The sequence below is a fragment of the Lelliottia sp. AC1 genome (genome assembly GCF_023278595.1).
Classification (GTDB): Bacteria; Pseudomonadota; Gammaproteobacteria; order Enterobacterales; family Enterobacteriaceae; genus Enterobacter; species Enterobacter nimipressuralis.
The window spans coordinates 4,328,979-4,341,022 of sequence record NZ_CP025699.1 but is presented as its reverse complement, the minus strand read 5'-3'; the positions used below and the strand labels follow the sequence as shown (position 1 = coordinate 4,341,022).

The 12,044-nt window shown below is 55.7% G+C and carries 13 protein-coding genes; 2 read left to right on the top strand and 11 right to left on the bottom strand.

The window, feature by feature from the left end:
- Positions 1-62 precede the first annotated feature (62 nt).
- Positions 63-653, bottom strand: a complete 591-nt coding sequence (locus tag C0560_RS20620) for a DUF1454 family protein (RefSeq protein ID WP_100778368.1) — start codon at positions 651-653, stop codon at positions 63-65.
- Positions 654-765: 112 nt separating this feature from the next.
- On the opposite strand from C0560_RS20620, the gene C0560_RS20615 reads away from it, so the two are divergent.
- Entirely contained in the window at positions 766-1,185 is a 420-nt protein-coding gene (locus C0560_RS20615; protein ID WP_100778369.1) for a DUF805 domain-containing protein, read from the top strand.
- Here C0560_RS20615 and fpr read toward each other — a convergent pair whose 3' ends face one another.
- The 4 genes from fpr to C0560_RS20595 all read right to left on the bottom strand — a co-directional run bounded on the left by fpr (position 1,186) and on the right by C0560_RS20595 (position 5,514).
- Entirely contained in the window at positions 1,186-1,932 is a 747-nt protein-coding gene (fpr, locus tag C0560_RS20610) for a ferredoxin--NADP(+) reductase (protein WP_123429945.1), read from the bottom strand.
- A 96-nt stretch (positions 1,933-2,028) separates the two neighbouring features.
- A complete protein-coding gene (glpX, locus tag C0560_RS20605; RefSeq protein ID WP_181827030.1) occupies positions 2,029-3,039 on the bottom strand; it encodes a class II fructose-bisphosphatase in 1,011 nt (336 codons plus the stop codon).
- Between the two features lie 99 nt (positions 3,040-3,138).
- The gene (gene glpK / locus C0560_RS20600; protein ID WP_100778372.1) at positions 3,139-4,647 is read right to left on the bottom strand and encodes a glycerol kinase GlpK; all 1,509 of its coding nucleotides are present in this window, start codon (positions 4,645-4,647) and stop codon (positions 3,139-3,141) included.
- A gap of 21 nt (positions 4,648-4,668) precedes the next feature.
- A complete protein-coding gene (locus C0560_RS20595; RefSeq protein WP_107702616.1) occupies positions 4,669-5,514 on the bottom strand; it encodes an MIP/aquaporin family protein in 846 nt (281 codons plus the stop codon).
- Positions 5,515-5,907: 393 nt separating this feature from the next.
- On the opposite strand from C0560_RS20595, the gene zapB reads away from it, so the two are divergent.
- Positions 5,908-6,153 (top strand): septal ring assembly protein ZapB, encoded by a 246-nt coding sequence (gene zapB, locus C0560_RS20590; RefSeq protein WP_100778374.1) that lies wholly within the window; start codon positions 5,908-5,910, stop codon positions 6,151-6,153.
- 111 nt (positions 6,154-6,264) lie between these two features.
- Here the strand turns inward: zapB and rraA are convergent, their stop codons facing one another.
- The 6 genes from rraA to cytR all read right to left on the bottom strand — a co-directional run bounded on the left by rraA (position 6,265) and on the right by cytR (position 11,933).
- Positions 6,265-6,750: a ribonuclease E activity regulator RraA gene (rraA, locus tag C0560_RS20585; protein ID WP_100778375.1), complete on the bottom strand. Its 486-nt coding sequence runs from the start codon at positions 6,748-6,750 to the stop codon at positions 6,265-6,267.
- Between the two features lie 92 nt (positions 6,751-6,842).
- Complete coding sequence (menA, locus tag C0560_RS20580) at positions 6,843-7,763, bottom strand: 1,4-dihydroxy-2-naphthoate polyprenyltransferase (protein ID WP_107702617.1); 921 nt, start codon at positions 7,761-7,763, stop codon at positions 6,843-6,845.
- Positions 7,764-7,830: 67 nt separating this feature from the next.
- Complete coding sequence (gene hslU / locus C0560_RS20575; protein ID WP_100778377.1) at positions 7,831-9,162, bottom strand: HslU--HslV peptidase ATPase subunit; 1,332 nt, start codon at positions 9,160-9,162, stop codon at positions 7,831-7,833.
- A 9-nt stretch (positions 9,163-9,171) separates the two neighbouring features.
- Positions 9,172-9,702, bottom strand: a complete 531-nt coding sequence (gene hslV / locus C0560_RS20570) for an ATP-dependent protease subunit HslV (protein ID WP_100778378.1) — start codon at positions 9,700-9,702, stop codon at positions 9,172-9,174.
- Positions 9,703-9,794: 92 nt separating this feature from the next.
- Entirely contained in the window at positions 9,795-10,814 is a 1,020-nt protein-coding gene (ftsN, locus tag C0560_RS20565; RefSeq protein WP_100778379.1) for a cell division protein FtsN, read from the bottom strand.
- Between the two features lie 93 nt (positions 10,815-10,907).
- On the bottom strand, positions 10,908-11,933 hold the full coding sequence (cytR, locus tag C0560_RS20560; protein WP_100778380.1) for a DNA-binding transcriptional regulator CytR: 1,026 nt from the start codon (positions 11,931-11,933) through the stop codon (positions 10,908-10,910).
- Between the last annotated feature and the right edge of the window lie 111 nt (positions 11,934-12,044).

The window sequence follows — 12,044 nt, the reverse complement described above, 5'->3', positions numbered from 1 at the left end:
AGAGCAGCATGGTCTGTGAATCAGTATAGAGATTTTCCCTCGAAAGGCTTTGCTTTTTGTCATTAATTCGCCCCTCCGAGTGCGTCAGATAACGCCAGCTTAATCGGTTCAACAGCGAAGGTCAGTCCCTTTTCGCCGTTATCTGCGACCACATAGCGAATCGCGCCTTCCGTTTCGGCGTAGTAGCGCTTGTTTTTGCCGCTGGTCAGCAGTTTTTGCAGCTTTTGCTGGCTCTGCGCTTTGGTCAGGCTCGGGGTGAAGGCGCGCAAAATGGCGCTCATGTACTCCAGCGCTTTGGCTTTCGCGGCTTTTTGTTCTGGCCCCTGAATCGGCAGCCAGGTGATTTGCATGCTTTTGATTTTCAGCGTGCCGCGCTCCAGCGCCGTGGAGGCGTACAGGTTTTCGTTAATTTTGCTCGCGGCGCGCGTCAGGGTTGGCGTATCCCGCGCGCTGTCGATGGCGCGGAACTCGCCCAGCGCGAGCTTCGGGTTTTCTTTGTTGAAGGCTTCGCGAAACTGGCTGATCGACTGATCAAACGATGGCGCGCCCTGCAGAAGGTAGGGTGCCGTTGCGGGGGCATCGGCGGCGAACAGGGAAAAGCTGGCACTCAGCAGGGTGAAACACAGCCAAAAAGGATAAGCCCAACTTTTCATCAACATTGTCCCTGAACGTAACTGTTCATGATTAAAACGATATCTGGTCTGCTTGTCAAAAAGTCACCACTCCAGGGTAAACTACGCGGCATACGATAATAAGGAACCTTACATGACCATACAGCAGTGGTTGTTTTCATTCAAAGGGCGTATCGGACGCCGTGATTTTTGGATCTGGATTGGCACGTGGATTGTCGCGATGCTGGTGCTTTTCGGCCTCGCCTATAACAACTGGTTAGGCACCCAAACAGCGGCGTTTGCGCTGGTGTGTCTGCTCTGGCCGACGGCGTCGGTTATTGTCAAACGTCTGCACGATCGTGGCCGGTCCGGCCTATGGGCGTTGCTGGTGATTCTGGCGTGGATGCTGCTGGCGGGGAACTGGTCGATGTTGCCGTCAATTCTTCCGTGGGTGGTGGGAAAACTGATCCCGACCGTCATCTTTGTGATGACGATTATCGACCTGGGCGCGTTTGTTGGCACCCAGAGCGAGAATAAATACGGTAAAGACACGCTGGAAGTGAAGTTCCGCTGATTACCAGTAGTGTTCGGCAGTCATATGGCCCGGTCGGCGACGCAAGTGTTTGGTCATCTGCCGGGAGTCTTTCAGCAACTGCTGGGTGTCACGCACCATCTGCGGGTTACCGCACAGCATCACGTGGCTGTTTTCGGTGTTCATCGTCAGGCCGACAGCCGCTTCAAGCTCTCCGCTCTCAATCAGCGCCGGAACGCGTCCGGTCAGCGAACCTTCTGCCGTTTCGCGGCTCACCACGGTCTGGATTTTTAGCTTCCCTTCGTAACGCGTCTCCAGCGCCTGCATCAGCGGGAGATAGCTCAGGTCGGCGGCATACCGCGCGGCATGGACCAGCACGATGTTTTTGAAACGCTCCAGATCTCGCCCGTACTGCAAAATCGACAGATAAGGGCCGATGGCGGTGCCGGTCGCCAGCATCCACAGGGTGTCGCAGTCCGGGATTTCGTCCAGCACAAAGAAACCTGCTGCTTCGCTGACAATCTGAATTTCATCGCCCGGTTTCAGCGCCGCCAGTCGCGGGCTTAATTTGCCGTCTGGCACTGTGACCAGGTAAAACTCCAGATCCGGATTATCAGGCGCATTCACGTAAGAGTAGGCGCGCTGCACGCGCTCGCCGTCAATCTCCAGCCCCAGCTTGGCAAACTGCCCGGCTGTAAATGGGTGAATGGGAGCATGCACGGTGAGGCTAAATAGTGCATCGGTCCAGAATTCTACCTTTGTGACTTTTCCAGTTACCCACTCCGCCATGATGTTCTCCTGAGCTGTTTTCTTACGCTATCTTCCATTCTTGCGAGAGAGATTTCCAGCCTGCTGCGGCTGGAAAGCTCATTAGAACAAATTGTCCTACAGAATGTGCGTCTGTACGTTCGGGTCTTTGCGATCGAGATAGTGAATCGACTGAATGCGGCGGATGGTGCGTGATTTACCGCGAATCAGCAGGGTTTCGGTGGTCGCCATATTGCCCTTGCGGGTGATTCCGTCCAGCAGATCGCCTTTGGTGATACCAGTGGCCGAGAAGATCACGTTATCGCTGCGCGCCATTTCATCCAGACGCAGCACTTTATTGGCTTCGATGCCCATCGCTTTACAGCGCGCCAGTTCGTCTTCACCGATACGACGGTTCTCTGCGTTGTCGCCTTTGACATCGTGACGTGCCAGCAGGCGGCCCTGCATATCGCCATCCAGCGCGCGAATCACGGCGGCTGACACTACGCCTTCCGGTGCGCCGCCGATGCCGTAGAGGACATCCACTTCGCTGTCAGGCATACAGGTCAGAATCGACGCTGCCACGTCGCCATCCGGGATAGCAAACACGCGCACGCCCAGCTGCTGCATATGCGCGATGGTGGCGTCGTGGCGCGGCTTCGCCAGAATAGTGACCGTGAGTTCGCTCAGCGGTTTACCCAGCGCAGCGGCGACGTTACGCAGGTTATCTTCCAGCGGCAGGTTGAGATCGATAGCGCCTTTTGCGCCCGGACCGACAATCAGCTTTTCCATGTACATATCCGGCGCGTTAAGGAAACAGCCTTTGTCGCCGACGGCCAGGACTGCCAGCGCGTTAGCCTGGCCCATGGCGGTCATGCGCGTACCTTCGATCGGGTCGACGGCGATATCCACCGCGTCGCCATTGCCGGTACCGACTTTTTCGCCAATAAAGAGCATCGGCGCTTCGTCGATCTCGCCTTCGCCGATCACGATGGTGCCGTCAATGTTGACCTGGTTGAGCATAATGCGCATCGCGTGGACGGCAGCACCGTCAGCGATATTTTTATCGCCACGGCCTAACCATTTGTAGCCCGCCAGAGCGGCGGCTTCGGTTACGCGGGAAAATTCGATAGCAAGTTCACGTCTCATCAGATACTCATGCAGTCAAAAGGAATTGCACGAAGTTTATCACAGAGTGGGGGAGGGTGCGGTTTGATGCCCTCTCCGGGGGGAGAGGGCAGATAAGGCTTATTCGTCGTGATCTTCCCACGCCAGAGCGCGTTTTACCGCTTTTTTCCAGCCACTGTAGCGAACGTTACGCTCGGTGGTTTCGATGCCTGGGCGGAATTCACGTTCGATCACCGCTTTCTCTTGCAGTTCGTCCAGGTTCTGCCAGAAGCCAACCGCCAGACCGGCCAGATACGCCGCACCCAGCGCCGTCACTTCACGGACTTCCGGGCGCTCAACGCGGGTGCCCAGAATGTCGGACTGGAACTGCATCAGGAAGTTATTCGCAACAGCACCGCCATCCACGCGAAGGGCGTGCAGACGGATGCCGGAGTCAGCCTGCATCGCTTCCAGGACGTCGCGCGTCTGATAGGCGATGGATTCCAGCGTGGCGCGAATGATGTGGTTCGAGTTCACACCACGCGTCAGGCCGAAGATGGCACCACGAGCATACGGGTCCCAGTATGGTGCGCCGAGACCAGTGAACGCGGGCACCACGTACACGCCGTTGGTGTCTTTCACTTTGGTCGCGAAATATTCGGAATCGAACGCGTCGCTGATCAGCTTCATCTCGTCGCGCAGCCACTGAATGGACGCGCCCGCCATGAATACCGCGCCCTCAAGCGCATAGTTCACTTCACCTTTCGGACCGCAGGCGATGGTGGTCAGCAGGCCGTTGTCGGATTTCACCGCTTTCTCGCCGGTGTTCATCAGCATAAAGCAGCCGGTACCGTAGGTGTTTTTCGCCATCCCTTCTTTCACGCACAGCTGGCCAAACAGGGCCGCCTGCTGGTCGCCGGCGATACCGGAGATGGGAATACGCGTGCCGCCTTTACCGCCAATGTTGGTCTGACCGTAAACTTCGGAGGACTTGCGCACGTCCGGCAGCATGGCGCGAGGGATATCCAGCGCGTCCAGCATCTTGTCATCCCACTCAAGGGTGTTGATGTTGAACATCATGGTACGCGAGGCGTTAGTGTAGTCGGTGACGTGTACGCGTCCCTGGGTCATTTTCCAGATAAGCCAGGTGTCCACGGTGCCGAAAAGCAGTTCGCCGCGTTTTGCGCGCTCGCGGGAGCCTTCCACGTGGTCCAGAATCCACTTCACTTTGGTGCCGGAGAAGTACGGGTCCACCACCAGGCCGGTGGCGTTGCGGATGTACTCTTCCATGCCGTCGCGCTTGAGCTTCTCGCAGATCTCCGCTGTGCGGCGGCACTGCCAGACGATGGCGTTGTAAATCGGTTTGCCGGTTTCGCGTTCCCAGACAATCGCCGTTTCACGCTGGTTAGTGATACCAATTGCGGCAATTTCGTCGGAGCTGATGTCGGCTTTCGCCAGCACTTCGACCAGGGTGGAGCTTTGGGTGGCCCAGATTTCCATCGGGTCGTGCTCAACCCAGCCTGGCTTCGGATAAATTTGTTCGAATTCGCGCTGCGACACGCTGACGATATTCGCGTCATGATCCATTACGACAGCGCGGGAGCTGGTAGTGCCCTGGTCGAGCGCAACGATATATTTTTTGTCGGTCATAGTATGTGTCCCGTAGTCAGATTACAGCGAAGCATTTTGTTGTGTGGCAGAGGTCGTTTCCTTCTCTTCTTCCACACAGGTGTCGCACGGTAAGTGGCGACCAATTAATTTACGATAGCCGAATGCACCCAGCGCAGCCCCTACAATCGGGCCAAACAGCGGCACCAGGAAGTAAGGAATATCTTTCCCACCGGTGAAGGCAACGTCGCCCCAGCCAGCGAAGAACGCGAAGGTTTTCGGTCCAAGGTCACGCGCCGGGTTCATCGCAAAGCCGGTCAGCGGCCCCATGGATGCGCCGATTACCGCAATCAGCAGGCCGATCAGCAGCGGTGCCAGCGGGCCACGCGGAATGCCGTTGCCGTCATCGCCCAGCGCCATAATGACGCCCATCAGAATAGCGGTAATCACCATTTCAACCGCGAACGCCTGCACAAAATTGATATGTGGGTTCGGATACGTGGAGAAGATACCGGCCAGATCAAGACTTTCGACGCTGCCGCGCACCATATGATGCGTCTGTTCGAAGTCGATGAAAAGATTGTAATAAAGCCCGTAAACTAACGCCGCTGCGCAAAAGGCGCCGGCAAATTGCGAAATGATGAAAGGGATAACTTTGCGTTTGTCGAAGCACGCGAACAGCCACAGCGCGATGGTCACCGCCGGGTTAAGATGTGCGCCGGAAACCCCTGCGGTCAGGTAGATGGCCATCGCCACACCCAGACCCCAGATAATGCTGATTTCCCACTGGCCAAACGTGGCACCCGCCACTTTCAGTGCAGCGACACAGCCTACCCCGAAGAAAATCAACAACCCGGTACCAAGGAACTCGGCGATGCACTGGCCTTTTAAGGTTGATGTCTGACTCATAATCGGAATCCTGAAGAAAGATGAATGTTATTGTTAGCGCAGCGACTGAGCGGCCACGATGTCCTGTAGACATGGTGTTAATTTATCGTTAACGAGCAAAAACGAGAAATATCGAAATCAAAATGTGTGTGCTGCGTCAATAAAATGAGCGTTATCGCGCCATAAAGCGCATTTTTGCATCATTTTGCAAATGAGAGCTGAATCATTTCATTAACTAAAGTATTAACAATTTAGGGGTATATGCAGCGAACGCACCAGGACCAGGCCGAAAAGTGTTGCAAACCGCAATCTGCGCGGTGTGCCGCTGGACAGGGACGGCGGCGCTCCATACAATCGACAACTATATGTCGTGCGCGTTTTCGTTAAAGCGTCGCCTTGCAATTCAGGAGAGGTATGACCATGTCATTAGAAGTGTTTGAGAAACTGGAATCGAAAGTACAGCAGGCGATTGACACCATCACGCTGCTGCAGATGGAAATTGAAGAGCTGAAAGAGAAAAACAATTCGCTGTCGCAGGAAGTGCAGGCTGCACAACATGGCCGTGAAGAGCTCGAGCGCGAAAACAGCCAGCTGCGTGAGCAGCAGAACGGCTGGCAGGATCGTCTGCAGGCGCTGTTAGGGCGTATGGAAGAAGTTTAATTCCCCGTCCTCTTTCGCGCCGTAGCAGCCTTGCTATCGCGCGAAATCATCAGGGGAAGGGTGACGCAGAAAAGTAGGCCGGGTAAGCGTAAACGCCACCCGGCTTTTTTATTACTCGATATCCAGCGGATCTTCGGAAAGGATAATGCCGGTATTGTCGGCGTAGAGATGGTCGCCAGAGAAGAAGGTTACGCCACCGAAGTTGACGCGCACGTCGCTTTCGCCGATGCCGTCACCCGCCGCGCCGACCGGAATCGCCGCGATGGCCTGGATGCCTAAATCCAGCTCTTCGAGATCGTCCACCTGACGCACCGCGCCATACACCACCAGTCCTTCCCACTCGTTTTGCACGGCGAGACGGGCAAGGTCGGCATCGATTAACGCACGACGCATAGAACCCCCGCCATCGACCAGCAGAATGCGACCACGGCCGTTCTGTTCGAGAAGTTCATACAGCAACCCATTATCCTCGAAACATTTTACCGTGATGATCTGTCCGCCAAACGATGACCGTCCTCCAAAGTTGGAGAACAGCGGTTCCACGACGTTGACATCTTCCTGGTAGATGTCACAAAGCTCGGAAGTATCGTATTTCATAGGTTTAATGTCTGGTTGCTGCGAATGTGTTCAGTATATCGCGCGAAACGCATTGTTGGCAAAATCATCAATTGTTAATTGATATTTGTCAGTTAACCGATCGTCTGGCTTAACACAATTCCGATGACAAACAACAGGTTAGTCAGCAGCGCGCCTTTTACCGTGCGTTCGAGCATCGGCGGCATCGCGGCAGGACTCATCTCGCGCATCACGAAACGGGCCTGTTTAATCAGCAGCGGCGCGGCCAGGACGAACAGCCAGCCCCAGATGCTGTGCAGTGAAATCAGGTTAAACAATGCCAGGCAGACCAGTGCACCCATCAGCAGAGCGGCGTGATAGCGACGCGCGTTGACCGGGCCTAAGCGCACTGCGAGGGTGTTTTTGCCGTTCAGACGGTCGCTGTCGATATCGCGCAGATTATTGATGTTCAACACTGCCGTCGCCAGTAAACCGCAGGCGGTGGCCGGCAGGAAAATGGCCGGAATCAGCGTGTGTGCCTGCAGATACCAGCTCCCCATGACGCTCAGCCAGCCGAAGAACACCAGCACGGAGATATCACCCAAACCAATGTAACCGTAGGGGCGCGTACCCACGGTGTAAGTGATTGCCGCCACGATAGCCAGCCCGCCCAGCACCATAAAGCCGATGAAATCCGCGGTGGTTTTACAGGCCACTGACACCAGCGACAGACCCGACAGACAGATCAGCACCACGGTGATAACCAGCGCGCGCTTCATCTGCGCCTGAGTAATCACCCCTTTTTGCATTCCGCGCAGCGGCCCGATACGGTCGGGTTTGTCACTGCCTTTTACCGCATCGCCATAGTCATTGGCGAGGTTTGAGAGGATTTGCAGCAAACCGGCCGTGATAAGCGCCAGCCCGGCGACCAGCGGATCGAAATACCCCTGCCACCATGCCAGTGCGGAGCCAACGACGATGGCAGCGAATGCCAAAGGTAAGGTCTTAGGACGCAGGCTTTCCAGCCACGCCTGAGTACGGCTGATATCAGTCATAGTATTTAGCCAATAAAAATGGGGGCAGTAGCCCCCATCAATGATGATGAAATTACATTAAGCGCGATTATAGGATAAAACGGCTCAGATCTTCATCTGCCACTAACGCATCCAGATGTTTACTCACATAATCTGCATCAATGGTAATACTCTGACCGTTCAGATCGCTGGCTTCATAAGAGATATCTTCCACCAGACGCTCCAGCACCGTATGCAGACGACGTGCACCGATGTTCTCGGTGGTTTCGTTCACCTGCCACGCGGCCTGTGCGATGCGTTTGATACCGTCTTCGGTGAACTCAATGTTCACGCCTTCGGTCGCCATCAGCGCTTTGTACTGCACGGTAATGGAGGCATTTGGCTCGGTCAGGATGCGCTCGAAATCTTCGGTGGTCAGCGCCTGCAGCTCAACGCGAATTGGCAGACGGCCCTGCAGTTCCGGGATTAAATCGGAAGGCTTAGCCACCTGGAATGCACCAGATGCGATAAACAGGATGTGGTCGGTTTTGACCATGCCATGTTTGGTCGACACGGTGCAGCCCTCAACCAGCGGCAACAGGTCGCGCTGAACGCCTTCGCGGGACACGTCCGGACCGTTGGATTCGCCGCGCTTACAGATTTTGTCGATTTCGTCGATGAACACGATACCGTGCTGTTCAACGGCGTCGATAGCGTCTTGTTTCAGCTCTTCCGGATTCACCAGTTTTGCCGCTTCTTCTTCGATCAGCAGCTTCATCGCGTCTTTGATTTTCAGCTTACGCGGTTTTTGCTTCTGGCCGCCCAGGTTCTGGAACATGGACTGCAGCTGGCTGGTCATCTCTTCCATGCCCGGAGGGGACATGATTTCAACACCCATAGGTGCCGCGGCGAGATCGATTTCAATCTCTTTGTCGTCCAGCTCTCCTTCACGCAGTTTTTTGCGGAAGGACTGGCGCGCCGCAGAAGGCTCAGCCGGTTGCTCGGACTGTCCCCAGTTATTTTTCGCCGGTGGGATCAGCACGTCGAGAATACGCTCTTCCGCCATCTCTTCAGCGCGGTAGCGGTTTTTCTCGATCGACTGAATGCGCACCATTTTAATCGCAGAGTCGGTCAGATCGCGGATGATGGAATCCACTTCTTTCCCCACGTAGCCCACTTCGGTGAACTTAGTGGCTTCGACTTTGATGAACGGCGCGTTGGCGAGTTTCGCCAGACGACGGGCGATTTCGGTTTTACCGACACCGGTCGGGCCGATCATCAGAATGTTTTTTGGCGTCACTTCATGGCGCAGCTCTTCGTCGAGCTGCATGCGGCGCCAGCGGTTACGCAGGGCAATGGCAACGGAGCGTTTCGCGTTATCCTGGCCAATGATGTGCTTGTTCAGCTCGCTGACAATTTCGCGTGGGGTCATTTCAGACATGGGAGATCCTTACGCTTTAGAGTTCAATTCTTCGATGGTATGGAAGTGGTTGGTGTAGATGCAGATATCACCTGCAATACCCAACGCCTTCTCGGCAATTTCGCGGGCGCTCAGTTCGGTATTTTCCAGCAGAGCGCGCGCTGCGGCCTGGGCGTAAGGACCGCCGGAGCCGATAGCAATCAGATCGTTTTCTGGCTGAACGACGTCACCATTACCGGTAATGATCAGCGACGCGTTTTCATCGGCAACGGCCAGCAGCGCTTCAAGTTTGCGCAGCATGCGGTCGGTACGCCAGTCTTTCGCCAGCTCAACGGCGGCTTTGACCAGATGGCCCTGATGCATTTCCAGTTTACGTTCAAACAGTTCAAACAGCGTAAAGGCGTCAGCGGTGCCGCCAGCGAAACCGGCGATCACTTTGTCGTTATACAGACGGCGAACTTTCTTCACGTTGCCTTTCATGACGGTATTACCCAGCGTGGCCTGGCCGTCGCCGGCAATTACCACATGGCCGTTACGGCGTACACTTACAATTGTTGTCACGAGCAGACCCCCTGGTTACAAATTGGGAACAGATACCCCGAGCCTGTGCTCGGGGCTGAATAGAATGATAGATGGGGGGGATTTTGGGGGTTTCAACCCCCGGAAGCGAGTCGAATGCAGTTTGTGTGGCCGGCGATCTTCAGACGGCTAATGGTCCCATCGGCATTATCTTTGCCTTTGACCGGGCCAATGACCACGCGATTCCAGCCGTTATTGGTGGTAATGCGTGAATCAAATCCTTCGAACGCGAGCTGGGCGCGCACGGTTTCGGCCTGCTCGGCACCTTTAAACGAACCGCATTGAACCATCCAGCGGCGCTCATCTTTTTTCTCTGCCGTCTGCTTCGGCGCCTCGGTTGCCTGTGCCACCGGTGCGCTCTGCTGTGGCTGCGCTTTAGGCTGCTGCGCGGCGGTATGCGCAGGCGTTTGCAGCAGATCCTGATACGGCTGAGTCGACGTCGCCGGTTTTTGCGTCTGCGTTTTCGGCGGCTGTTGAACTGGCTGAGTCTGCACCGTACGCGTCTGTTGCTGCGGCTGCTGATACGGTTGTTCCGTCACGCGCGGCTGCGTACGAGGCTGTTGCACTGGCTGCGTTTGCGTCCACTGCTGCTGTTGTTGCTGTTGCACTTGCTGCTGAACCTGGCGCTGACGTTGCAGGGTTTGCTGGCGCTGCTGCGGCGTCTGTTCATTCCACGGTACTTCGTTCAGCTGAGTCGGCTGCTGGCGCATGTCGGCCTGCATCTGGGCCAGCAGCTGGCGTTGTTCGTTGGTCAGCTGATCGGCGTTTTTCACTTCGCCACCGGCGGAAGGCTCAGTGGGCGCACGCACACCCGGCTGACGGCTCTCCAGCTCTTTGATATAGCGCCAGCGCTCTTCCGGTTTTGGCGGCAAACCATTGCCTACGACCTTGTTCCCCTGAAGGGCTTCAGCATCTTCTTTCTTGTGGTGAGTAATAAAGTACAGACCACCGATGAAGGCCACCAGAACGGCGGCAGCAATCGCGACCATTGCTGGCGAGACAGAGGGCAGGCTACGCTGCTTGCTCCGTGAGGTGCTCTTTTTGCGTCGCGAAGGTGCCGGCTGGCCGCGACGTACATAATCTCGTTGTGCCACTATCGTTTCGCTGTATTTATTCGTTCGTCAGCCCGCCATGTTACTTAAGCGGCGGGCCTTTGACCAGATAAGGGAGTCTGAAAGACATTTACTTTAAGTAAGCGCCTGTGTGGAGCCTCGAATGATCAGCTCGCAATCGAGTAAACGCGAGCCGCTGCTGACCGTTTGACCGTGCAGCTGATCGAGAAGCAAGAGCATCGCTTCGCGGCCAATGTCGTAGCGCGGCTGTGCGACCGTCGAGAGCGGCGGATCGCAAAACTCGGAGAGCGAAATGTTATCGAAGCCAATGATCGACAAGTCTTTTGGCACCCGCAGCCCGCGACGTTTGGCATAGGACAACGCGCCCAGCGCCATCACATCGCTGTGACAGAACACGGCGGTTGGCGGCTCTGGTTGCGCGAGTAATTTTTCCAGCGCGAGGCCACCGGCTTCGAGGGTGAAATCGCCACGGGCGATGTAATGTGGATCAACCGTCACACCCGCGCGACGCAGCGCCTGAACGTAACCCTGCAGGCGATAGTGGCACAGCGGCATCTCTTCCGGCCCGGCGATACAGCCAATGCGCTTATGCCCCAGCTCCTGAAGATAATTCACGGCGTTAAAGGCGGCGGTGAGGTTATCGATGTGGACGGTCGGCAGCTCCAGTTCTGGCGCGAACTCGTTCGCCATTACCATCGGCGGCAGATTGCGCTGTTCTTCGATACTGGCATCAAACGGCAGGCGCGAGCCGAGCAGCAGCATGCCGTCGATCTGCTTGGTGATAATCAGGTCAATAAAGGTTTTTTCTTGCTGATTCTGGTGGGCACAATCGCCGATCAGCACCAGATAGCCTTGTTCCGCAGCGGTCACTTCAATGCCACGGATAATTTCGCTGAAGAAGGGATCGCAAATATCCGGCACGATAACCAGAATTGTACGCGATTCGTTACGCTTTACATTACGCCCCATGGCTTGCGGCAAATAGCCCACTTCCAGCGCCGCCTGCTCGACGCGATTGCGCGTCGCCTGAGAGACTTTATCCGGGTTCATTAATGCGCGGGACACCGTTGCCGTGGATACTTTGGCTCTCTGGGCAACGTCTTTCATGGTCGCCGAAGCAACCTCTTTCCTGGACTTCAACGTCTTCTCCTCGCAGGACCACCGAACTTCTGACGCATCCATTTTTACAGATAGTTTGTGGAAGCGGTTACAGAATTTTCATAAAAAGTGTGAGGTGCGTTAAATTTTTCG

Excerpts from the sequence above, each read along its gene's own strand:
- C0560_RS20620 (WP_100778368.1), bottom strand. The coding sequence starts at position 653 with ATGAAAAGTTGGGCTTATCCTTTTTGGCTGTGTTTCACCCTGCTGAGT.
- C0560_RS20615 (WP_100778369.1), top strand. The coding sequence starts at position 766 with ATGACCATACAGCAGTGGTTGTTTTCATTCAAAGGGCGTATCGGACGC.
- fpr (WP_123429945.1), bottom strand. The coding sequence starts at position 1,932 with ATGGCGGAGTGGGTAACTGGAAAAGTCACAAAGGTAGAATTCTGGACC.
- glpX (WP_181827030.1), bottom strand. The coding sequence starts at position 3,039 with ATGAGACGTGAACTTGCTATCGAATTTTCCCGCGTAACCGAAGCCGCC.
- glpK (WP_100778372.1), bottom strand. The coding sequence starts at position 4,647 with ATGACCGACAAAAAATATATCGTTGCGCTCGACCAGGGCACTACCAGC.
- C0560_RS20595 (WP_107702616.1), bottom strand. The coding sequence starts at position 5,514 with ATGAGTCAGACATCAACCTTAAAAGGCCAGTGCATCGCCGAGTTCCTT.
- zapB (WP_100778374.1), top strand. The coding sequence starts at position 5,908 with ATGACCATGTCATTAGAAGTGTTTGAGAAACTGGAATCGAAAGTACAG.
- rraA (WP_100778375.1), bottom strand. The coding sequence starts at position 6,750 with ATGAAATACGATACTTCCGAGCTTTGTGACATCTACCAGGAAGATGTC.
- menA (WP_107702617.1), bottom strand. The coding sequence starts at position 7,763 with ATGACTGATATCAGCCGTACTCAGGCGTGGCTGGAAAGCCTGCGTCCT.
- hslU (WP_100778377.1), bottom strand. The coding sequence starts at position 9,162 with ATGTCTGAAATGACCCCACGCGAAATTGTCAGCGAGCTGAACAAGCAC.